This is a genomic window from Aquimarina algiphila (assembly GCF_947494415.1).
In the GTDB taxonomy this organism is placed as follows: domain Bacteria; phylum Bacteroidota; class Bacteroidia; order Flavobacteriales; family Flavobacteriaceae; genus Aquimarina; species Aquimarina algiphila.
Window position 1 is genome coordinate 1,047,444 of record NZ_CANLVC010000006.1, and the last position, 25,454, is coordinate 1,072,897.

At 32.6% G+C, this 25,454-nt stretch carries 12 protein-coding genes; all 12 read left to right on the plus strand.

Annotated elements, in window-relative coordinates:
• Positions 1 to 192: 192 nt before the first annotated feature.
• A complete protein-coding gene (locus PQF96_RS13900) occupies positions 193 to 4,977 on the plus strand; it encodes a hypothetical protein (protein WP_271766876.1) in 4,785 nt (1,594 codons plus the stop codon).
• Positions 4,978 to 5,054: 77 nt separating this feature from the next.
• On the plus strand, positions 5,055 to 7,109 hold the full coding sequence (locus tag PQF96_RS13905) for a fibronectin type III domain-containing protein (protein WP_271766877.1): 2,055 nt from the start codon (positions 5,055 to 5,057) through the stop codon (positions 7,107 to 7,109).
• 3 nt (positions 7,110 to 7,112) lie between these two features.
• A complete protein-coding gene (locus tag PQF96_RS13910; RefSeq protein ID WP_271766879.1) occupies positions 7,113 to 10,562 on the plus strand; it encodes a T9SS type A sorting domain-containing protein in 3,450 nt (1,149 codons plus the stop codon).
• 44 nt (positions 10,563 to 10,606) lie between these two features.
• Positions 10,607 to 11,956 carry a PKD domain-containing protein gene (locus tag PQF96_RS13915; RefSeq protein ID WP_271766880.1) on the plus strand — a complete coding sequence of 450 codons (1,350 nt, stop codon included), beginning with the start codon at positions 10,607 to 10,609 and terminating at the stop codon, positions 11,954 to 11,956.
• A gap of 48 nt (positions 11,957 to 12,004) precedes the next feature.
• Positions 12,005 to 14,203: a fibronectin type III domain-containing protein gene (locus PQF96_RS13920; protein ID WP_271766882.1), complete on the plus strand. Its 2,199-nt coding sequence runs from the start codon at positions 12,005 to 12,007 to the stop codon at positions 14,201 to 14,203.
• A gap of 6 nt (positions 14,204 to 14,209) precedes the next feature.
• A complete protein-coding gene (locus PQF96_RS13925; RefSeq protein ID WP_271766884.1) occupies positions 14,210 to 14,650 on the plus strand; it encodes a hypothetical protein in 441 nt (146 codons plus the stop codon).
• A gap of 66 nt (positions 14,651 to 14,716) precedes the next feature.
• Positions 14,717 to 18,868 (plus strand): hypothetical protein, encoded by a 4,152-nt coding sequence (locus tag PQF96_RS13930; protein ID WP_271766886.1) that lies wholly within the window; start codon positions 14,717 to 14,719, stop codon positions 18,866 to 18,868.
• Positions 18,869 to 19,312 (plus strand): hypothetical protein, encoded by a 444-nt coding sequence (locus tag PQF96_RS13935; protein WP_271766888.1) that lies wholly within the window; start codon positions 18,869 to 18,871, stop codon positions 19,310 to 19,312.
• 13 nt (positions 19,313 to 19,325) lie between these two features.
• On the plus strand, positions 19,326 to 21,296 hold the full coding sequence (locus PQF96_RS13940; protein ID WP_271766890.1) for a hypothetical protein: 1,971 nt from the start codon (positions 19,326 to 19,328) through the stop codon (positions 21,294 to 21,296).
• 3 nt (positions 21,297 to 21,299) lie between these two features.
• Positions 21,300 to 22,028, plus strand: coding sequence for a hypothetical protein (locus tag PQF96_RS13945; RefSeq protein WP_271766892.1), 729 nt, complete (start codon positions 21,300 to 21,302; stop codon positions 22,026 to 22,028).
• Between the two features lie 176 nt (positions 22,029 to 22,204).
• Entirely contained in the window at positions 22,205 to 22,639 is a 435-nt protein-coding gene (locus PQF96_RS13950; RefSeq protein ID WP_143917947.1) for a lipocalin-like domain-containing protein, read from the plus strand.
• A gap of 403 nt (positions 22,640 to 23,042) precedes the next feature.
• Entirely contained in the window at positions 23,043 to 25,427 is a 2,385-nt protein-coding gene (locus PQF96_RS13955; RefSeq protein WP_167571795.1) for a porin family protein, read from the plus strand.
• Positions 25,428 to 25,454 lie beyond the last annotated feature (27 nt).

A 25,454-nucleotide genomic window follows, 5' to 3' on the forward strand; every position in this document is an offset into this window, starting at 1 on the left:
TGTTATATATTCAGAACTTTTCTTTGTTTTTTATGTACTATTATCGTACTTGAATAGGTGTCGAAAATACACTTTTTTTTAATGAAAACCTTACTAGAAAACTAGTCTTTTATGTGTTATGTTGATTGGTTTTCAGTTGTTAAGGTTGCATATTTTTCGTATTATTGCAATCCTGAATCTTAACATTGTTTTATGAAAATAAAATTATTACTACTTGTTATATGTTTTGTTAGTTTAAACTCTTTTAACCTTTATTCAAACGAAAAAGATTCTTTATCCTTAAAAAAGAATACTCATCCTACAAGTGAACAAAAGACAGCACAATTTGTCCAATTTCCAGAGTTGGATAAAAAATTCCCAATAGAAAATTTAGTTAATAAAATTACTTTGCCAGAGTTTACTTTTGCTAATCTCAAAAATGAATTTCCAGCTCCGGTTACTAGTGTTAACGATTCTAGATCAGAAGCTGAAAAAGGATTTAATGAGATTGATAGCACGGGTAGATGGATTTCTTCTTTTCGAAATGAAGATATTCAGGTATTACCAGTAGGAATTAAGCATAAACTTAATGAAGTTGAATATCAATTAGGGTTTACTAAAGCAAGATTTACCAAAGAGTATACAGAACTTACTGTTTTTGTAAAAATTATTTTACCTCAATCAGATGAAGAAGGGTTGCCAATAGAACTCTTTTTTGGAGCAAACAATGTTAAGTTATCTCATCAAGGAGGGATTATTGGAGAAGCTAATCTTGTTTTACTTGGAGATATATTTATACCTTTTAATGGAGGTAACTGGTTACTTATCCTCAAAGGAGGATTTGATTATAAAACTGGAGACACTCAAAACAGAACCTATGTTACTATAGATTGTGATGGTGTTAAAGAAATGGGAATAGAAGGAGAGGTGCAATTCTCTCGTAATATGATTTTACCAGTAGATGCTGCAGGAAAACCTTTACCAGAAACAGTTTCTTACCAAGGTGCTCTTAGAGAACCAATACAAATACCTAATAGAGTTAGAGGAGCTTTTAAAGCAGTTGCTTCAGACTGGAACGATATGATTGTCGAGATTAGTCTATCTCCATTTGTTATGGCTAGTCAACCTGATAAATTTATGTTTTCTGTAAATCAAGCAGTATTTGATTTTAGTGATTTAAGAACAGAAAATGTTAATTTCCCTCAGCATTATTATGATGAAGGGTTATTACTGCCCAACCCAGATACTTGGAGAGGAGTGTATGTACAATCATTAAAAGTAGGTCTCCCACAAGAATTCAAAACAGAAGAAAGTATATCACAAAAAAATAGAATAACTTTTGAAGCGGCTAATCTATTAATTGATAGTTATGGTGTTTCAGGGTATTTCTCTGCAGAAAATATAATTCCAATAAAATCAGGTAGAACTTCAGAATCCAAATCTTGGGCATATTCTGTAGATAAGATAGGTATTGAATTGGCATCAAACCGATTGATTGGTGCCGATTTTAATGGACGAATATTACTTCCTATTTCTGATAAAGGGGATAAAAATGGAACAACAGCAGAAGGTGAAGATGGTAGAATGGGACTAGGTTATGCTGGTATCATTTCTGAAAATGAATATGGATTAGTAGTTTCTACTTTGGATACCTTAAGTTTTGATGTATTTAAAGCAAAAGCAGAATTATTACCTAACTCATCGGTAGAACTAATGGTAATCGATGGAAACTTCCGTCCTAAAGCTGTTCTTAATGGTCGTATGGCCATTTCTGCTAGTCAGAAAGAATCTTTGGCTAATGAAGGGAGTACATATACAACTGGTGAAGGGGATAAAAAGGAAAAACATACGGTTCAGTTTAAAGGAATAGAGTTTCAAAATTTGGTATTACAAACCACATCTCCCGTTATTCAAGTCGATTATTTTGGTTATAAGGATGAGGTGAAGCTTGCTAATTTTCCGGTTTCTATTGCCAATATCGCTTTTATGTCTAATGAGTATGAAGCGGGGATTGAGTTTGATCTCATGCTTAACCTTATGGGTAAAGAAAGTAAAGGTTTTGCTGCAGATGCACGCTTAGGAATCTTCGGTAAATTTGAGGAAGAAAATTATAAGCAACGATGGAAATATGATCGGTTAGATCTATCTAGGATCAATATCGAAGCAAATATGGGTGCAATCCAGCTAAAAGGTGGATTGGAGCTTATGAATAATGACCCTGTATATGGAGATGGTTTTTCTGCAGAAATAGAAGGTACATTTGGTAGTTTTGGCCCTATTACCTGTAAAGCAATTTTTGGGAAGAATGAATTTAGATATTGGTATGTTGATGCAGCAGTAAGAGGGTTAAAGATACAAGTTGGGCCATTACAAATATCGGGATTTGCCGGAGGAGCATTTTATAAAATGACAAGAAGACCAAATGCGGGACCAGACTTTTCACCTTCTGGACTTTCGTATGTTCCTAGTGAAAATTCGAGTCTTGGTGTAAAAGCAATGGTTTTTGCCGCTATAGGAGATGAAAGTGCAATAGCAGTAGGGGCTGGTTTCGAAATAGAATTTAACAATAGCGGAGGAGTAAATAGGTTAGGATTATTTGGAGAAGCTCAACTGATGAAAGCATTTGATTTCCCTAATCCTGTAGGTAAGCTTACAGATAAGCTAAGCGGAATGGTTGATAGTGAGTTGATCAATGGAGTGATGGATAGTAAAGCAGGTAAAACATTTTTGGATAAGGCCGATTTAGAATATGAACCAGAAATAGTTGGAGAAGCTGCTATTAGTGCAAAAATGGGAATGGAGTTTGATTTTGTTAATGATTCATTCCATGCAACTTTTGATCTATATGTAAACGTAGCTGGAGGTATTGTACAAGGAAGGGCTTCTGGTGGACGTGCTGGTTGGGGTGTAGTACATATATCTAAAGAAGAATGGTATGTACATATGGGTACACCGACAGATCGACTAGGTCTCAAGATGGGAGTAGGTAGTTTTTCTATTGAGACAGGAGGGTATTTTATGATGGGAGATCGTATCCCAGGTAGTCCGCCACCACCTGCAATTGTCGCAGAAATATTAGGAGTAGACGCTGAAGAATTGAATTATATGCGTGATGAAAATGCGTTGGGAGAAGGTCGAGGATTTGCTTTTGGTGCTGATTTTAGTATCGACACAGGTGATCTCCGGTTTTTGATATTGTATGCACGTTTTCAAGCAGGAGTAGGTTTTGATATTATGCTTAAGGATTATGGAGATGCTCGATGTGTAAATACAGGAGATGAGGTTGGTATTAATGGATGGTATGCTAATGGACAGTCCTATGCCTACCTGCAAGGAGAATTGGGTATAAATATTAAGTTATTTTTTATAAAGAAAAAGATCCCGATTATAAAAGGAGGAGCAGCTGTATTATTACAAGGAAAAGGGCCAAATCCATTTTGGTTTAGAGGATATGCCGGTGGATATTATAATTTACTTGGAGGGTTAATAAAAGGAAGTTTTAGATTTAAACTAACCATAGGAAAAGAGTGTGAACTTGAGAATACAGCTCCAATGGGTGGTATTAAGATGATTACCGATGTAACTCCAAAAGAAGGTGATGGGGATATTGACGTTTTTGCCGCACCTCAAGCAGCATTTGCAATGAAAATTAATCAACCTATTGTTATTCCCGAAGATAGTGGAGATAATGTGTACAAGGTAATTTTAGAAAAATTTAATGTCACCGATGAGTCTGGAAAAGAAATTGTAGGGACATTAGAATGGGGACAAATGAATGATCGTGCTACTTTTATATCAGATGATATTCTACCTCCAGCAACAAAACTAAAAGTTACTGTAGAAGTTAGTTTTCAGGAAAAAGTTAATGGTTCGTTCCAGACAATTTTAGAAGATGGTCAAAAGGCCATTGAAGTAGAAGAAAGAAATTTTACTACGGGAACTGCTCCAGATCACATTCCTTTGCATAATATTCAATATTCTTATCCTGTTGTAGATCAGCAACTATTCTATCCTGATGAACATAATAATGGATATATTCAATTACAAAGAGGTCAAGATTACCTTTTTGATAATAGTCAATGGGAGAGTGTTGTTAAGTACATAGATGAAAATGGAGACGTTTCTACAGCAGATTTTAACTATAGTAATAGTGATAATAAGGTAAGTTATAAATTTCCAAAAGTAAAAAATGATTTTGGTTATAATATGTCAATTATAAGTAGTACAAAATCTTCTGGAGATTCTTCTAGTAATGAAACAAGTTCTGAAACTACAGATTATGGAGATGATAATACTTTAGAAGTAAGAACAAATAACGCAGAAAATGTTTTAAAAGAAGGAGAAATAGAACGATTGGCTTATGAGTTTAAATCAAGTCAATACAAAACCTTTGCCGATAAAATAAAGAGTATAAAAGTAAATGACGACAATTGGGGTAAAATAAACTCTGTTGTAATTTATTTAACATCACAGATAAAATACAATGAAGGATTTGATATCGTAGAACTTCTTGGTAATTCTTATTCTGATAATAAAGCATTGGTAGAAGTAGAGTCTGATTTACAAGATGATTATTTCAAAAAAGATATTAATCCTATACTTTATCAAAAATATACTCAAGGTTCACGATATAGTATTAGTAGAGATGCTTCTGAATATGGATACACACCTAAAAGAGCACTACCTATTTTAAGTAATTATATAACCAGTTTAGAAAATAACGTAGATTTAAATTGGAGGGCTACACGTTTTCCATTTCGTTACAATCTTCCAGATATATATTTTATTGATTATTTGGACGTTAGAGATCGAGTGATTAATGATTATGCAAATGGATTGATCTCAAGTGGCTCACAAGAATTAAGTATTATATCAGAGGAGTATAAATTTATGTTGTATGGTAAATACAATATAAAACTACAATATAATTTGCCAGGAGGAATAAAAGGAACTTCTGCCAATTATAAGTATAAAAACCCAATTTTGGGAAGACAGTAAAGAAATAAAATTAACAACATAAATTAATAGAATTGATTATAATCAATAAAATAGATTTTAGATACATTTTTAAATGTGTGATCGTATTATTTACATACGGCATATCCATTACTGGTTTTAGTCAAGAGGATAATGAAAAAAATGAAATAAAAGTTATTGCCAGAGTCCAAACAGATAAAGTTCTATTGAGATGGGCTGCTACAACACCTTCTTCATGGTTAAGAGGAAATAAATATGGATATTTAATTGAAAGATATACTGTTCTTCGTGATGGAAATTTATTAAATCCTCCAGAAAAAAAGAGTTTAGCTACTGCAATACCGATGCCACTTGAACAATGGAAGGAAGCAGTGGAAAAAAATGATTATGCTGCAATTATGGCACAAGCTTTATATGGAGAAACTTTTGAAGTTGAAGAAACTCAAGGCGGACTCGCGCAGATTATCAATAAATCCAGAGAAATAGAGCAACGATTCTCATTTGCATTATTTGCAGCAGATTTAAACTTTGAAGCTTCAAAAATGGCAGCTCTTGGTTATGAAGATGTGGATATTAAAAATAATGAAGAATATTTATATAAGGTAATTTCTTTAGTTCCAGAAGAATTAATGAAGATAGAACCAGGTATAGTAACTATAAAAATTAAAGAAGCAGAACCTTTACCTGCTCCTATTGATCTAATTGCTGTTCCTGATGATAAAAACATACTACTTACATGGGAGTATGCAATGTTTAAGTCTATCTATAATGCTTATTTTGTAGAACGTTCTGAAAATGGAATAGATTTTAAAAGATTAGGTGGAGATACGCCATTAGTGAATTTAAATGATAAACCAGGCGCTCCTGCGCGTAGAATGTTTTATGTAGATACGTTATCTCAAAATAATAAAACATTTCATTATAGAGTAATAGGGGTTTCCCCTTTTGGAGAGCAAGGAACACCTTCAGAGGTGGTTTCTGCTCAGGGAATTAAAAAATTATCTTCTGTGCCTCATATATCTCGTCATGAATTTGATAACAATGGAGGTGTAATTATAAATTGGGATTTTGCAAAAGAAACTGAAAATGAAATAACAGGTTTTGAACTAAATTGGGCTGCACAGGAAAAAGGGCCTTATAAAGTGGTTAAAACAGGAATTCCAGCAAGTAGTAGAAAAACAACCTATGCAGAACCAGAACCTTCTAATTACTTTAGAGTTACTGCTCTGGGGAAAAACAACCAAAAGACAACATCACTAACAGCATTTGTGCAAACTATTGATTCAATACCACCCGCCGCACCAATAGGTCTATTAGGTACCGTAGATACATTGGGTTTGGTGAAATTACAATGGGAAGCAAATCTAGAAAAGGATATGTTAGGGTATAGGGTGTTTAGAGGAAATTTAGATAAAGAAGAACTTTCTCAAATTACAATTGATCCAATAAATAGAACTACGTTTATAGATACGGTACAGGTTAAGTCATTGAATAGTAGTGTGTTTTATCAAATAGTTGCTGTGGATAAGCGATTTAATATGTCTGACTATTCTGAAAAATTGCGTTTGAAAAAACCGGATGTAGTTCCTCCTTCATCACCAGTTTTTAAGGGGTATAAAGTTGATCCTAAAGGCATATATTTAAAATGGATAAATAGTACAAGTGATGATGTTGTAGCTCATAAGCTTTTTAGACAACGTATGGATCAATCAGAAAAAGGTTGGCTTCCAATTTTTGAAACAGACACGATAACCCAATATATTGATAGTAGTATAGAATCAGGAATTAAATATAGATATGCGATTTTTGCTGAAGATGATAGCGGTTTGCAATCCGTTCCATCAACACCAATAACGATAACAAGTCAGACCTCTACAGATGAAGATTTAATAAAAGGTTTTTCATTGGTTGCGGATAGAGTAAATAAAAATATTTCAATTTCTTGGAGAAAGTTGCCTGAAGATGTCCTTGAAATTACGATATATAAGTCAAAAAAGGATGAGAAACCTATTTTGTTTAAACAGATGCCGAATTCAACGAATAAAGTTATAGATAATTCGATATCTCCTGGTAATACCTATGTGTATAGCCTTAAGGTGATTACAAAACAAGGAAATCATTCTAAAATGAAAACAAAAGAAGTAATTTTCTAGAATATGAAAAGGATTTTAACCATAGTATTTGTAATATTCTTCTGTTCAATGTCTTTTGGACAGCAGACTATAATTAAAATTAATGAGTACGAATATGATTCTTATTATAGAGATCGTCGATGTGGAGAAGAATTACGCCTTACAGCATATTATCAAGGAGGAGGTTCAGATGATTTCTTATACTTAACAAATGGCCAACCTAAGGCATTTGAAGGGTCTAGTACAGCTGAAAGAACTTTTACATTAAATGGAATTGTAAACAGGGTAGAACTATATGTTTTTTCCAGCGATGCTAGGGATCAAGTATTTGGTGATACTTGTGATGGAGCAAGAGTAGCACAGGATACAGATGATAGAAATGTACCTCTTAATCCTTGTAATGCAAGAGTTTTAAATGTTTCTGCTTCTAATAGTAGTGATGTTTCTGTTAGTAGTCGCGTTGTAGTTGAGCTTATATCTTTACCTTCAATTGCGAGAGCACCGGGTGCTTCAAATATTGCTGGTTTTGAAGATCCAATTAATATTATAGCTTCTCCTGGTTTTGATAATAGTGTATATAATTGGCAATATGGCTTTCAAACAGGAACAGTTTCTGTACTTTGTGGAATTTTACCTATTCGATTTTGTGATGTTCCTGTTTACGAATGGTTTGAATTACCTATCGCAAACACTGCAAATGCTTCGGTAGTTTTAGAAGATTTTTTAACAGAAGATGTTATAGGAAGAGAGATTTTCTTTAGAATTCAATCCTGTGGTCAAGAAGCATCAAATCTAGTAGGATATCAAGTTAGGAAATCGGCACCTCATATTACTGGAATAAGTACTAAAGATGTCACATGTTATGACTCAATAGACGACAGTGGTAATGGAGATGGATCAATTACCTTAACTTTTGACAGACCATTAGACCCTGCTAGAGATCAAGTTAACTTTTCTGTCATTGATCTTAGAACTAATAGTGTAGTTAAAAATGATAATAATATTACTTCATTTGGACCTGGGAATACACATACCATTTCAGGGCTTCCTGCTAGTGCAGTTGGTTTTGGGTTTCGTGTAGACGTTTTAGGATTCTATAATGGCAGTAATTATTACACCGAAGGTGTAGATCATTTTAGAGATTTTAATATTAACAGACCTTCTCCAGTGGCATTTGTTGGAGAACCTAATGATGATGCAAATAAAGTAGATGTTTGGTGTATCAATGGAAGTGATGGGACTATAGATCTTAGAGCAGAAGGAGGAGTAGGAGGTTATAGATATATTATTCGAAAACCGGGAGAACCTTGGAATGACAACGATGATACCCAATGGATACCGTTCTCAACGCAATTTACTCATACGATAACAGGACTATCCGCAGATACCTATGAAATAAAAATACGGGATGCTAATAAATGTGTTGCAAAAGAACAAGTAGATGTAGCAGGAGAAATTAAACTCGGTCCTGAAATTGTAAAGACTGTAATAATAGATGAACCTGATGCGCCTCTTGATTTTGAGTTAACATTAATTAATGAACCAAGAGCTTTTGGATTTGAAGATGGTAGAATAAGAGCAAGAATTTTTGGAGGTACTGCAGAAAGTGATGATACTTATAGATTTGAATGGAGGGATGCTGTAGGAACACTTTTAACAACAACGATTACAAATGTTTTGCCAGGTGATCAAGGATATGAGGTAATACTTCATTCTATTGGAAAAGGAGTGTATAGTTTAAGTGCTTGGGATGCTAATTTTGATTCTGCAACAGATAAAAATGGTTGTTTCTTCATCAACGCGGATTATAATTTAGGAGAACCTAATCCCCTAGAAGTAACTATTAATATTGATAACCCTATTTCATGTCATATAGAGAATGAATATAGTGATGGTGTTGATTTTAATGCTCCTTTTGGTATACCAGATCAATTTCAGGATGGAGCATTAATTGCTACAGTAACAGGTGGAGTTCCTTTTGATAAAACAAGTGGTAATACTACAGGGCAATGTAGAACACCATTTAGAAGGTATTGCTATCGATGGAAAAAGAATGTGGGAGGTGTATGGCAAGATATTCCTGTGAATGATAGTATTATAACCTATCAAAGCGTAGGTACATATGCACTTAATATTGAAGATAGTAATGGAATTGTCTTAGGAAGATATGAGTCATTTACAGATACTGACGGTTCGCGAGAGTATAGAATTGTAGAAGAAATTGATAGTACTAGATATTTGCCACAACCAGATAAATTAGGAATTTCATTTACTAGTTCTGTTGTTACCTGTGCAAATGGAGACGATGCGCAAGCTACAGCATTGGTTGTAGGAGGAACAACACCATATACTTATGAATGGAGTAATGGCGAAACAACGGCGACAATTGATAACCTTATTGCGGGTACATATATAGTTTTTGTAACCGATGGTAAAGGATGTCAAATAGAAGGTAGTATCAAGATAGAACAGCCTAATGGGCTGGAAATAACCGCAACGACTGCAGTCTCACCTACTTGTTTTGAAGGAGATGACGGTAGAATAGAAGTAGATATTACAGGAGGTAATCCACCTTATACTTATAAATGGAATACAGGAACAGAATCAACTTCTATTAATGGTTTATCATCAGGTACATATAGAATAGAAGTAATTGATAGGAAGGGGTGTAAAGCTTTTTATGAAGAAACACTTGTTGATCCGGATCCAGTTGTGGTAAATATGGAGGATAAGCGTTCCCTTTGTGGTAACCAATCACTTAATCTAGATATTGCTATTGATGATTCTGGAGCTGTATATTCATGGTCTAGTGAAAATGGATTTACAAGCTCAGATAGTAGTGTCGAGATTACCGAATCAGGCAGATATATTGCTACAATTACTAGTAGTCTTGGCTGTATTGGAATTGGAGAAATAGATGTTGAAGTCTTTGATGTTCCAATTGATTCAGATTTTTTATTAACTACACAAGCCTATAGTAAGGAAGAGGTGATATTAGTCAATGTAAGTGAGCCTATGGGAGAAAAAGTAGAGTGGACCATACCAGAAGGAGTTGAAATCGTTTCTGAAAGTGATGAGAAATTGGTGCTTAAATTTGAACAAGAAGGCGCTTATGATATTAATTTGAGATCGTTTCAATTAGATTGTTATGAGGATTTTACAAAAACAATTTTGGTGCAACCGGCATTAGAAAGCCCAGAAGTATTTGCATCTCAAGGAGAATTTATAGAAGAATTTATAGTGTATCCTAACCCAAATAATGGAACTTTTCAAACAAAAATAAGTCTAGCTGAGGAATCTAATATCAAATTAAAAATTGTGAATCTTATATCGGGAGCAACGATGGATGAAAGAACAGAAAAGAATAATATAGACTTTTTATTAGATTATTCTCTTGCATTACCAACGGGCGTATATTTAATGTTATTAGAAACACCCAAAGGATCAGAAACACGTAAATTGGTATTTGAATGATTTTTTCAATTTTTTTACACTTAATATAAGAGATCTTTTATACGATGAATAAAATAGGATTTATATTAATGATACTAGTGCTTACTCTCTATGGCTGTGCCAAAGAAGAGGCAGTACCTGTCATTGTAGATTTCGAATTTGATGTGTTTAATGATGATTTTTCAATTCCGGTGCAAGTAGTGTTCTTTAATAAAACAGAAGGAGGAGAGGATTATGAATGGACTTTTGAAGGAGGAGTGCCATCAAGATCAGTGAACCGTAATCCAGGAGTGATACAATATGAGGCAAAAGGAACATATACTATAGAATTAACAGCTAGTAATCAGGATGGGTCAATGGATACCAAGATATTAGAAATTCAAATAGATGATCCTGTATTAATTGATTTTGAAGTAACAAATTTGGTGGATAATTTTTCTCCAGCAACATTTAGTATTCAAAATAATTCTTCAGGAGCCGACAGTTTTTCTTGGACATTCGAAGGAGGAACTCCGGCAAATTCTTCTAGTGAAAACCCAGGTGAAGTTGTATTTACAGAACCAGGTGATCATGAAATAACTTTGGAGATAAGTAATGGAAGAGAGACATATAGTCAACAAAAAACAATTACAGTAGCGCCATTTTTAGTTCCTGATTTTGATTTTGAAATAGCTTTTGATGATGATGATCTTCAAATACCCGTACGAATACAGTTTGAAAATAAGTCAATAAGTGCAACCTCATATCAATGGAATTTTGAGGGAGCTAATATATCAACATCTAATGAAGAAAACCCCGAGGTTGTTTTTAATCAAACGGGGGCAAAGACCATTCTTTTGACAGCTTCAAATGGAAAAGAGACTAAAAGACTTAGTAAAGGGATTTTATTTTTTGCGAATACTAACCTTAGAGAATTAAATGATATTAGGTTAGGAATAAATACAGCGCATACTTCTAATACTACAGGTAGTTTTTATAGTATAGCGGATCGAACAGTGTACACAGCAGAAGAAATTACTTCGGCGATATCAGAACGTATTGATATTGTGTTTTTTGGACTAAGTAGTACATTTGTACGTAATCGTTTTGTGAGCCCTGATGAGTTGTCAGGAACAACATTTGATGCTTTGCAAAATCCTAAGAATACAATTTTTATAAATTCTCAAGAACTATGTGGTTGTTCTGCTTCATTATCGGTTGCTCAATTTGATGCGATGCAAGATGATACTTTATTAAGCAGCTTGCTGATAGAAGAAACTCCAGGGGGACTTCAGGATTTTGATAATAGTGTATTGCCAAGAATTGTTCTTTTTCAGACTCAAGAAGGAAAAAAAGGAGCAATAAAGATTAAGAACTTTGTCAATGATGGACAAAACTCTTTCATCTCCGTAGATATTAAAGTCCAAAAAGAATAATTGATTTTTATGGATCTAAGTATAATAAATAGGATAAAAAAATCATGTATGTTTACAAAATATAGATGCATAATAGCACTTGTTGTTTTAATGTTTTCCTATGTGGCACAGGCGCAAGTTTTTCCTGTAAATGTTACTCCTCAAGTAATACCACCATATAGTTTAAAACTATCAGAGTACAGTACTTCTGTTACAGATAAGTTAATACTTAATTTATTATTGACTGATATTACAGAATCTAATCGTCAGGTTAATCTTAAATTCTATGTAGAAAATAATGCAGGACTATCTATCCAAAGTAACGATGTTGTTATTGGAGCAAATCCAATATTTTTAGATGGGGGAGTGCCATTACGTCTTAGTAATATTGATCTACAACCCTATTTTCAGCTTCAAAACCTGAGAGGAATTAATCCACAACAATATAGTATTCCTTTGCCAGAAGGATTATATCGTTTTTGTTTTGAAGTATACGATGCACAATCTGGACAACAAATTTCACGAAAAAGTTGTACCGCAGTTTATTTGGTACTAAATGATCCGCCTTTTTTAAATATTCCTAATAGAGGGGAACAAGTATTAATGCGAGATCCTCAAAATATTATTTTTCAATGGACTCCTCGCCATCTTAACGCAACTAATGTAGAATATGAATTTACTTTAGCAGAAATTTGGGATAACCAGATGGATCCTCAGGCAGCTTTTTTAGCAAGCCGACCATTGTATCAGACGAATACTTTTGCTACGACATTGTTGTATGGGCCAGGGGAAACGCCACTTTTGCCAGATAAGACATATGGATGGCGCGTAAGGGCAATGGTTAGTGATGGAATTAGTGAAACTTCGATTTTTAAAAATGATGGATATAGTGAAATATACTATTTTACATATACTGGCAGTTGTGGAGAGCCAGAATATATTCTTGCAGAGGCTAAAAGCACTACTTCAGAAAAAATTCTTTGGCAAGGTGTAGAACATTTAAGATATAATGTGCAATACCGTAAAAAAGATACAGAAAATGCAATTTGGTTTGAAAATGGAACTATAAATGAAAATACTACGATTTATAATCTCGAACCAGGTACTACTTATGAATTTAGAGTAGGAGGGCAATGTCTTGATAATGGTCCATATACCTATTCCCAAATTTATCAATTTACAACTACAATTACCTCTGATGAAACATCTACTTATAATTGTGGTATAACCCCTGAGATTGTAATTACTAATCAAGACCCTTTAGAGCAACTAGTAGTAAATGAAGTGTTTACTGCAGGGGATTTTCCAGTAAAAGTTAAAGAAGTAGAAGGGACAAATGGCTCTTTCTCTGGTTGGGGATATATCGTTGTTCCTTATTTGCAAGATACCAGACTTAAAGTAAGTTTTGACGGTATTCGCATTAATACAGATTACCAGTTAATGGATGGTGTAGTTGTGACTGATTATGATGAAAATTGGGGAGGGGTAGACGATATTCAGAATGAAATTGATGCGGTTATAGATCTTACTGAAAGTATTTTGGATGTGTTAGAAGATGTTGCAGATAAAATTAGAGAAGGAGAATTGACTGGAGAAGATATTGATGCTTTATTGGATAAGATAAATGGAGATTTACCAGCAGACGAGATAGCAGATGTAAGAGAGTTGAGTGATCAGGTAAGTACTCTTGAAGATGATTTGGCAGCGGCAGAAACAGAAGAAGAAAAAGAAGAAATACAAAATCAAATCGATGCTTTAAATGAAGAGATAGCCGATAAACTGGATGAGGTTAAGGATAAGATTTCTGATTTAATTATTAAGGCAATAGAAAAGTACTACAGACAAAATAAATCACAAGAATCAAATTTATTAAGTGCATATGAAGAAATTTATAATTTAGGAGCTTCTTCATCTGATACAACAACACAAGAAGAAGATAATGTAGATGGCGAGTTTGAATTTGAATTCGAAGGAGAGGCTGAAATCAGCAATGTTCCAGAAGAGTTTGCTCAAGCGTTTGATGTTCAGGAGAAGTTTCATCTTTACTTCTTTTCTAAAGCTATAGCTGAAAATAAAGAGGATAAAGAAACGGTTAAAGAGTTTATAACCAAAGCTCTAGAGACAGATATTGACTTACCTAAAATTTTGAAGAAATCTCAAGATGATGGAGATTCTGAAATTGAGACAATTGATACTCTTATGGAATCTGTAGAAAAAGCACTAAAAGGCTTAATCAATAAGTATAAATATAATTATTTGGAACAGTAGGAGATTATGCAGATACATAACAATAAAGAATATTCATTACCAAATAATTTGAAACTTATCATTTATGGTAGGAACTCTGAGCGTAAACATCCAAAAAATGCTGCAGTCTATTATGAAGATAATACTTTGAAATCTTGGATAGAAGCACCATATTTTAAATCAGATAAAATGATACATGGTATTAAAAATGAAGAACATTCAAGACAAGGAAGAGATGTTTGGATTATTCATCCGCATAAGGAAAAAGTGAAAAATTTTTTGGGAAAGGTTCTTGAAGAAAAGCCTCAACAAGGGTTTTTGGATACTCTTACCGGAATGAAAACAATAGAAGGGAAGGAATATGCAGAAATGATGATTTCTGATGGCGGAATGTATTTTGAATTACAATATTTAGATCTTGAGACCTGTCAGTTTATAGAGTTGGCAAATTGGGGAGGAAGATTTTAAAATTAAGGTTTTTAGAAAACTATGATATATAAAAAGTTTACTATGTCTATATACTATACGAAAACAATGATTAGGTTTTTTTGCACAGTATTATTCTTTTTGGGGATACAGTCAACTGTTTTTGCAAACGATAAAACTCCATCTGCTAATACTGTTGATTTTAAAACTATAGAAGAAGTAAATGTTGGTATTTCCAATCAATTAGAGTTTTTAATAAACTACAATAAAAAAAACGAAGCAAATAATAAAAGTGATAAAAATTGGTATGTTTATATTGTAGGAGATGATACCTTTAATCCGGCACTCCTTTCTGGTTATGTAGAAAACCAATTAGATTTAACCGATATTGGAGTAAGTAATACTCCATTAAAAATAGAAGAACTTAATCAAAAACTTATTGAAGTCAATGAAAAATTGACAAATGTTGGCAAACCGGTAATCTATTATGGGGTAGCAAATCGAAAAAAAGCTATTGCGGCGCCTTTTTTTCCATTTAGAGATAAATACAAAGTTTCATCTTCTTCCACAACAGAACTTAGGGATTATTACAAAAAGGCATTTGACAGTCCGGTAAAGACAGATAATTCTGAAGCCGCAGGAAAAACGTATGAAACGCTAAAGGAGTTTTTTAAGAAAAATGGAGAAGCTGATAAAAACAAAAAAGCTCTTATACAACAAACTTTAAGTAAAGGAGGGGCAAAGGCTATTGCATTATCACGATATTATTTTGCTATCTTAAAAGGAGGTAAAGGGAAAGAAGGTAGTAAAGCAAATATTTCCTGGTGGTCATTTAAAAACTACTTACTTGGGGATGATGTCAAAAAAATAGATGGGGATTTACTTAAGGCTCATTTTGCAAACCTTTCAAGTACGAGTGGTGATAAAAATCATAAAAGAATTAATGCCTGGTATAATTACCTAACAGATGCAGATCTTCCAGAATCTCAATTTTTAGAAGAGATTCTCAAAGGAATGATTAATAACAGTAAATGCAGTAGCCTGAGCAGTGAAGAAGGAAAAAGTCAAAAAGCTAAGTTTATTGCAGCTGTTAATACCGAAAATATTGATGAAATTGTTGATGCGACCAGACGCTTATGTTCTAACGTATTAAAGGATGTCGAATATTCGGTAGTAATAAAAGCAATTAGAAGTATTGCTAAAGAAACCATAAAAGAGAAACAAGAGGCAGTTGTATTATATCTTTTACATAATATAAAGAGTGCTAATTATAAAAGTTTGTTTGCGGATTTTAAAGAAGATAACAATAAACTTTTTTTAACGCTCATAGAGGAGATGGATGATAGATCCATTAATCCTTTTGATGGAGATAACTATACTTCGTTTTTAGGAGAGCTTATGTATATATGCTCCCAAAATAGCAGTGCTTATTTGAAATCTGAAAGAGCGTTTCTTGTTGATGTTTTGTATGAGTATTTTAAGAAGACTGCAGGAGAAACGATTAGACCATATTATGTAGTTCCTACGTTGAAGAAAATTATATCTTTCAATCCAAATGAAGTAGATGCCAATTTTCATAATTATTTGAAAGGAACGAATAATGATTATAGTAATTTATTAAAAATTGTAGATGTTGTTACCTCAAACGTTAATTCAAATCATATTAAAGAAGATTTAAGGATATTTGGAGACAGCTTAGGAGAATTGTTTGCGACTAGAGATGATCCGGAAGCGTTTAAAAAAATGCTGGATATATCCTTCTTTAGTACACCAACCTTTCTAAATCTAGATCCTGGACAAAGAGAAATAGTTAGGGCTTTAACGTTTAGAATGTTTAATTATATTCCTGAAAATAACAAGGCGATTTATGATTTTTTAATTGCTGGTGATGAACCTCTCGGAAACTTCAAGAAAATAATTAAAAATTCTAATGACAATGATTATAATTTATATTCTGACATATTTTATGATGGAGTAACTAAAATTCTTGATAAAAACAATGCGGTAGATATAAGAATCGAGCTTGCTAAATGGGCAATTGATAAAGATGCAAGTGTTCTGGCATTAACAGATATCGAAGAACAATTAGTTGTAAATATTTTTAACAATCTTTCTTCAAAAGAAGACAAAAAAACTGTTTATAATTTTCTTACGTATGATGATGGTGATGTTAATACAGGTGTAAAGAATTTTGAATATTTAAAAAAATGTACAGATCAAGGAGTGTTAAGTTCTAGTAGTTTAATGAGCTCTTTTATTTCTGATTATGCTAAACTATTAAGTGAAGATGGTATTGGTGTAGTACAAGATAGATTAGATTTATTACAATATGCTTTAGATAAAGGAGATGATAGTATATTTTTAAATGATACAGAAAGTCTTATAGGTTATATTTTTGACAATCTCCATGATAATTTTGAAGATGCAGAAACCATTCTTAATGCATTAAAAGGGACAGATAATAATTATACTCTTTTTTCCAAAATATGGACAGTCCTTAAAGGTTCAAGTATTACAGAAATTTGGAACACAGATAATCGGTACGCAACAAATTTCATTTTACAACTATCAAAAATTATGCAAAAAGCATATGGTGATCCTAACAAAGAATTGTCAAATGATATAAAAGACCATATGATGGCTGAAGTAGATTATCTATCGGCCAAAACGAGTAAGATTCCAAAAATAGATATAGACAATGCTACAGAGCGATATTTCCCTATGGCGCGTAATGGAAATTTTACAGACAATGTAGGAAATAGTCTCAATGATTATGAATATAGTTCTAACATTGTACTTACCTCTAATTCTGCTTCTGTAAGTGTAAATCTAGCAATCCAGAATGAAGGTAAAAATAGTAAGACAATAATTGAAACTGATAAATTAAAACCATTAGATTTTGTAATTGTCGAGTTTCTTGCTGATACAGAAATCACGAGGGAGGTTGAGTTTAAAAAAGGCACAGTCATAGCAGTACCTGCAATGTACTTGGCATGGATGAGCAATAATATAGATGCCCAACAAAATGGAGTTTTAGGTAGAGTTATTCTAGATGCAGTTGTTATAGCTGGTTCTGCGGCCACTTTTATACCTTCTGGAGGTACTTCTGTTGCTTTTGCAGCAAAGTTTTTGGCAGGAGCCGAAATTGTTTTTGCCACAACAGACATTGTTATCGCCGTTAATGAAAAAGATTTAAAAGAAGCTATGGGAGATGATTTTGTAGAGGGTGTAGAAACTGCAAACATGATTTTTGGAATAGCTACATTACCAGCAGCAGTTCCAGGTATTGTTAAAATAGCTCAGAAAACGACAAGTGGTATCAAAAATATAAGTTTGGCTAGTAAAAGTGCTCTTACAAAGTTTGTAAACGATATCCCATCTTTCAAAGGACATAAGATAGATTTTAATGGAGCAAAGCTTATAGAATCACTTAAAAATATAAAAACACAAACTCCAGCAAAATTTAATGAGGAGTTGAAGAAGGTAAAAGATTTATTAGCAAGACAAAGAATTAAACTTAATAATATTCCTTCCGCTGCCAGACAAAAATATCAGAAGATTTATGATCAGGCCTTGGCATTGAAAAAGGCTTTTGATGCCGTAGATAATACAGCAGATTTTGTAAGAGGTGTTACAAAAGAAAAATTCTTAGCTTCAGTTGATGAATTCGCTCAAAACCCCACATTAGGAGATGAGGCTTGGGTACATTTTAGTAATAGTGATTGGACAAAGCTAGAGAACTTGATGACCTCTAATAATTTAAATGGGGGATGGCCTCCTTTTAATGGATCAAAGGGAGATGTTATTGCCAAAACTGGTTCTGATATTGCTCAAGAAACTAAATTTTATGATAGATTTCAAGGTCCTGGGGATATAAGTGGAGAATTTGCAAGCCCTGTGTATGGAAATGAAAAAATAGGAGATTTATCATTTACATACGATTCTAGAGCACTGAAATATGATATTGGAGAAGGGACTCACTATATCAAATTTGAATTTGTACAAGCTCCACCACCAAACCTTAAATTTGAATTTTCTGAAGTGATGCCGTGGTTTGGTAAAACAGGACTTGGAGATCAGGTCAAATCATCGATGTCTCTTAAAGAATTGGCAGATAGAAATATTATAAAAATCGTAGAACGCATGGAATTTAAAGGTGGTAAATGGGTTAAGGTAATAGATAATACATCTTCTGCTGCTCGCGCAGATAATATTATTAACAAAATCAAACAAGTCGTTAATTTACCAGATTGTAATTAAATGAAAATCTTAAATAATATAAATTCTTATACGTATTATGATCAGGATGATAAGATAGATCAAGCGTTAGTTAAAGAAAGATTTATTGCTCCTAACCCTATTGGTTGGGTTAGTAAACAATTGATCAGTTTTAGTATTGGACAAAATGAAATTACCCTCGATCTCACTGGAAATTTTGATACAGAAAACTTTGTATTAAACAATACGGCTTTTGATGAAGATGTGCTCACTTTGTTTTCTAAGATATTTGATTTAGAGCTGTTTAAAGATCCAATTTCTGGTTATGTAAGTTTGGGAATCGAAAAACACCAAACATTAAAGGTAATTATTAAGGAGATAAATGATATCACTGTTGCAACTGTATTTGACTATACAGATGGTGGAGGAAGACAACCAGCATCTATGTATGTTCATGGTATTTGGCAAGTGATGTTGGATCATTAAAAGTATAAAACAAATGAAAAGATTAATCAAATCAATAGTAGTATTTTGTCTAATTGGAATAATTGGATTAGGAAATACGTATGCTTCTACAGAGGATTGCTTAAGTAACGATTGTTTATCCGCGTTACTTAAATCTGATTTGCTTGGGGCAAATTCTGATGAGGTTTTTAAATATTTTGATGATTTCCCAGAACAAGCATTTAAGTCCTGGAAATCGATGAAAGATTTTCCTGGTGTTAGAATTGATTTAGATCATTTACAAACCTTATCAAAAGTGAGTGATAGATTTACTTTTGCTAATAAAACAGGGTATGAAGGTTTAACAGAACTTTTTAAAATAGCTAAAACATCTAATGTAGATGCTGTACTGGAAGGACTTAAAAAGGCTGATGAAATTTTTGATACTTCTTTACCTGTAATCATTGGTGCAAAAAAGTCAGGATCTCAAATTTTTGCAAATGTAACAGATGGAGATGGTAATCTAGTGTGTAGAATTGTTGGCGGTAAACTATCAAAAAAACAAATTATTCCTGATGGAACAAAAGTGGGGAAATATGACGGTCTTGATATCGTACAAAGTGGCAACAGAGTTGGTTTCCTAGAGGAAGTGAATTGGGCTACTACTGGTGATTTATATAAAGACGCAAAATTAGGAGCTGAAATAGGTGGCGGAGCAGGAGCGAATAAAAAAGTATTTGTCATAGATGACGGTAATAATGATAAGGTAATTGCTCTTTTACGAGAAGGTAAAAATGTAAATGTACTTAATAGTGAAGTGGAAGCGCTTCAACAATTATCAAATAGAGGGTTTCCAGTAGTCGAAATCATTGAGAAAACGGTCCATATTAATCCAACGACAAAAATAGGGACGCCCGCTATCGTGATGAAAAAGTATGCAAAGGGTTCAGAACAAATTGTAGATGTTTTTGGAGATGAGATTAAAATAATAGCCGATGCAGATGCCTTAAAAGTAGTTACGGATAAGAGTATCGATGATCTCAATGCTATAAAGCAAATGATGATTGATAAAAATGTATCAATCGATGATTTACAATTTTTAATTGGTTCTGATGGTCGTTTCGTTATAGCAGATCCTGTTGGAGCTAATTTTGCGAGCACACCATCGAAAGTTAATTTAGATCTTATAGACGAATTGATTAATCAGGTTAGAAAAGTTGTGGGTAGTACCTCTAGTACTGGGGTTAAGTTAATAGATAAGATTGATGATTCGTATGCTTCTTTAAAAGGTTGGATTGGGAGTCTGGATGATGTGACGGATGCTAACTTATTAAATAAACTAGATGAAATTGGAAGTGATTATTGGAAACTCCTGGATAAAGATTTACTTTCAGCAAGTAATGGGTCTGAATTAAGAGGCTTGCTTAAAACAGCAGAGGATATTGATGCATGGAAATTGTTAAAGGAAAATCCAGCTTATGCTTTTGAAATTTCTAAAAATGGAGGATCTCTATGGACAAAATGGTCAAAAGCTAATTTCTTTAAGGTGGTAACTAAAAAAGGAAAAGATTTCGAAGCACTTATTACAGGGCTAATAAAAACAAAAGAACCATTTAAAACCTTATTTCAAAATGGCTATAAGCATCTAACCCAGATATATATAAAAGGAACTTCTAAAGTAGTTATTGCAGATGATTTATTTGTTACAAAGCAGTTTGATGAAATTTTAGAAATAGACTATTTTAGGGCTGTGATTAATGATAGTAAATTAAGTAAAGGTTCCCCTTGGACACCTAACCAAAAAAGTGAATTGATAGATGTGTTTAAAAACAATCCTAACAAAAAGTATATTAAATTTGAAGTAAGAAGTACTAAAGGAGAGTTAAATAAGTTTGATTTACCTGATGAATCTTTTGTTCAGGGAGTTGAGATTAGAATTTATAGAGAAGATGTATTTAAAATTATTAGTGATGGAAATGATAGTTTTGGAGAAGTTTTAGATATGAATAAATTAAATTTTAAATAAATAATGAATTCAGAAGTTGTATACAAGGAGTTGTTAAACCTTTTTGAAGAACAAAAAATAAATGATTTTCAAGGTAGTTTTGATAAACATGGAGGAGAATTTATAAAAAAAAATAATAAACATTTTTTTACGTTTGGATACAGTATTACAGAGGATTATAAAGTAGTGAACAATGATGCTAAAGATTTTGTTGTTATTCATAGGTTTTGGCTTCATACCGCTTTCCCGGAATTAGAAAAAATAGTTCATCCTATTCTGTCTAAAAATGGTCTTTTCGGAACAGAGATTACTTATCAGGAGGTTTATAGTTCTTTTAGTGTTGAAACTAATTTCAGAAATATTCTTCCTAACGAAGGTGTACAAATAGAAAAAATAGAAGAACTAGAGAAAATAAAAGAAAGTTTTATGAAGTTTTTTCATGAAGATGCGCTTCCTTTTTTTAACCATTGGCATAGTTTACCTGTTCTTAATGAATATATGCAACAAGATTCTTCTAGGGAGTTTTTGAGTAATTTATTAGGAACTCTTCATCAATTTAAAAAAGCTGCGATTCTTAAATTATGTAATGACCCATCTTATTACGAATTTATGGATTCTTTTTACAACAAAAGAAAAATGATTTTTGAAGAATATCCTGAAGAAAAAGTTGCTGAACAATATTATAAAGCTTCAAAAGAACTTAAAGAAGTATTAGATAATACAGAACCTATTTATAATATGAGTAATTCCTGATTTCTGGTTTTTATTATATAAAACATTATAAATGAACACTATAATTTAAAGATTAATATAAAAAAAATACCAACAGGAGTATATTTAATGAATACAATAAAATACTATTAGAAGACGTTCTTTTTTTTTACTTTTGACCCACTAATTAAATACGTAAACTTAAAACCTTATTAAATATGAAAAAGCCTTTTTTATTATGTATCCTACTTGTAGCAATAGCATTTACTTCTTGTAAAAATGACGATGATGATAAGATCAATAACTCTATAGTAGGTGCTTGGAAATTAGCCAATGCAACTGATACTGATGGTGCTCCAATTAATCTGCTGGATTGCGAGAAAAATACAATATATACATTTACTGATAATACTTTTAGTCAAAGAAATTTTGAAGCAAATCAGGATAGAACAGATTGTTTGCCTGTAGTAGAAAGTTCTGCTAGTTATAGAACTAATGGGGATAAAATTGAGTTTCTTGATGCCCAAGGTGCAGTAATTACATCAACTGAATCACAATTTACTTTTTCTGTAGCAGCAGATAAATTAGAAATAATAGACACAGATCCTTCGACTGGAAATGTCGTTATAGAAAGGTCTTTTGATAGACAATAATCATATTGATTTTTGTTACTAATAAAGTATCTGTCAAAATAAAAAACCACTCTATAATAGAGTGGTTTTTTATTTTGACTTTTGAGAGATAGAGTTTATCGTTCTAATATATACGAAATCAAAGCGAATATAAATTGATTCTATAATAAATATATAGAATCAAATACTTTTGATATCATGACTTGTTCATAGAAATAAACAAGAAATGTTTTTAGTAATATAATAAAGAAAAACAGGATTCATTTATAGGCATTTAAGTTGAAAAAATCAATTATAAAAGCATAAGATTTTGTTATTATTATATGTTTTTTTTAGTAAATTCGCGCCTGCAATTTCTTTGTAATGAAGAGATTGAAGGGATTAAGCCTAAATTATTTTGAGTACACCTGCTAATGTTAAGTATTTGAAAAAACTGCTACTAGTATTCTTCGGATTACCTTTTTTGACTATCGGTCAAACATTAGACTATGAATCTATAACTCAAAGTAAACCGCTTAAAGTTAGTGGACAAGTATCTGCTACAGGAGTGTATTATAATTCTAATCAAAATAATAACAGAGAACCTTTTACCTATTTTTTACAAGGAGCACTTAATATCAATATCTATAGCTTCTCTATTCCTATTTCCTATAGTTTCTCTAATCAAGGAGAAGATTTAGGATATCAAATACCTTTTGATTTTAATCGTATAAGTATACATCCAAAGTATAAATGGGTGACAGGACATATAGGTAATGTAAATATGACTTTTTCTCCTTATACATTAAGCGGTCATCAGTTTACAGGAGGTGGAGTGGACCTTACACCACCTGGCCCGTTAAAGGTTAGTGCCATGGCTGGTCGTTTGCTCAAAGCAACAAATGATGATGATGACCCCAGAACCATCCCGGCTTTTAATCGAATGGGTTATGGATTGAAAACAAGCTTTGAAAAGGAACGATATAAAATTGGAGTAATAGGGTTTTATGCAAAAGATGATCAAAATTCTATTGATTCAATACCAGAAGTTAAAGGAGTTTTACCACAAGAAAACCTGGTGATAAGTCTGGAAGGAGAGGTTAAACTAGGAAAAAGTTTTAGCCTACAGGCAGAATATGCATCTACAGCGATAACCAAAGATACCAGAGCAGAAGAAGCAGATAATTCAGGGATTTCACCAATAGCAGCAATTTTTAATAACCGTGCCTCTACAGAATATTATAATGCGGTAAAAACTCGCTTAGGATATGCTTTTGGCCGGGTAAATCTAGGTGTGGGATATGAGCGAATCGATCCAGGTTATGAGACGCTTGGAGCATATTTTTTCAATAATGATTTCGAAAATATCACTTTGGATGCTTCTAATACTTTTTTTAGAGATAGATTAACCTTGGCTCTTAATATAGGCTACCAAAGAGATGATCTAGATAATTTAAAAGCTAATAATACAAATCGCACTGTAGGATCATTAAATGCTACACTCTCAGTATCAGAACGATTAAATATTTCTGGATCGTATTCTAATTTTAGTACGTTTACTAATATTAAACCCAATCAATTTGATGAGATTAATGATGGAGATCTTTTAGACGAACAGATTGAAGAGTTGGATTATAAACAGTTGTCTCAAACTGCTACCCTTACCGTTAGTTATGTTCTTTCAAATAAGAAAACCTCACGACAAAACCTTATTACTAATTATACGTTAAATGATGTATCTAATGAACAAGGAGGTATTGTAAGACTTGGAGATGCTTCTACTTTTCATAATATGAATATAGGGCATACCATAGATTTTTCAGAAAGAAACCTTAATATTAGTACTTCTGTAAATGGTACATATAATACCATTGGTAGAGAAGAATCTACTACGTGGGGACCTACCATAAGCGTTGGGAAAAGGTATTTTGAAAAAACCTTAAACACCAGACTTTCTGCAGGATACAATAGTTCAAATAGTGCAACAGCAAATACTAATGTCACCAATTTTAGGGGATCGGTAACTTATACTTTGAAAGAAAGGCACAATTTTAATCTTAACGCTGTTCAACTGTTTAGAAATGGCGGGAATAGTGGTGGTTTAAGTGAGTTTACTGCTACTTTTGGATACAACTATGCTTTCGGACTTAAGAAACCAAAAATTAACTTCAAGAAGAGAGAAAAGAAGGAGAAAAAACCGAAGGAAGATAATGATTCGATTAAAATTCAATATAGAAAATATCGCTACGAAGGTTTACCAAAAGATATTACCCCTCAACTGTTAAATTTACCAGAAAAAGAGGGATTTGCACATATTATTAAAGATAAAAAAGGAAGGCTAAGTGAATTAGGAGAGCAACTTAAAGAAACTGAAGAAAAAGATAAAAGAGTATATAAAGAAATAGCTATTAGTTATCTTAAAGCGATGGACGAATATCTTGATTTTGCAGAATTTTATAATAAAAAAATCTATGAATCTTACGTTAAACTGGTTAATGAAGCAAGAGAAATAGATCGCCAAATACGAGATGAGTTTACAGTATTGAGTGCCAGAATTAATAGTGCAGAAGAGAAAGATCCAGAAGATCTTGAAAAACAGAAAATACTCGAAAAACGATATGAATCGCATACAGAACTTTTACAATCGTTGTTAAAATGGAATTTGAAGCTTGAGGATATCGAGAACCCAGAAGGTGATATTAAACTGCTCAAAAAGCGTAATGCTTCAAAAGTGTTTACAATGTATCAGAATGAAGTTTCCGAAGAAAAGATCATAAAATTTATTGAAATACGATTAGCGGATTTATTTCATAAAGTGCTCAAAGAATAAGAGTAATTATAATTACTTCTTATTTTC

Bases quoted from the DNA above. Each gene is read 5' to 3' on its own strand.
- PQF96_RS13935 (WP_271766888.1), top strand. From the start codon at position 18,869: ATGAAAATCTTAAATAATATAAATTCTTATACGTATTATGATCAGGAT.
- PQF96_RS13945 (WP_271766892.1), top strand. From the start codon at position 21,300: ATGAATTCAGAAGTTGTATACAAGGAGTTGTTAAACCTTTTTGAAGAA.
- PQF96_RS13930 (WP_271766886.1), top strand. From the start codon at position 14,717: ATGATTAGGTTTTTTTGCACAGTATTATTCTTTTTGGGGATACAGTCA.
- PQF96_RS13920 (WP_271766882.1), top strand. From the start codon at position 12,005: ATGTTTACAAAATATAGATGCATAATAGCACTTGTTGTTTTAATGTTT.
- PQF96_RS13900 (WP_271766876.1), top strand. From the start codon at position 193: ATGAAAATAAAATTATTACTACTTGTTATATGTTTTGTTAGTTTAAAC.
- PQF96_RS13910 (WP_271766879.1), top strand. From the start codon at position 7,113: ATGAAAAGGATTTTAACCATAGTATTTGTAATATTCTTCTGTTCAATG.
- PQF96_RS13915 (WP_271766880.1), top strand. From the start codon at position 10,607: ATGAATAAAATAGGATTTATATTAATGATACTAGTGCTTACTCTCTAT.
- PQF96_RS13925 (WP_271766884.1), top strand. From the start codon at position 14,210: ATGCAGATACATAACAATAAAGAATATTCATTACCAAATAATTTGAAA.
- PQF96_RS13940 (WP_271766890.1), top strand. From the start codon at position 19,326: ATGAAAAGATTAATCAAATCAATAGTAGTATTTTGTCTAATTGGAATA.
- PQF96_RS13950 (WP_143917947.1), top strand. From the start codon at position 22,205: ATGAAAAAGCCTTTTTTATTATGTATCCTACTTGTAGCAATAGCATTT.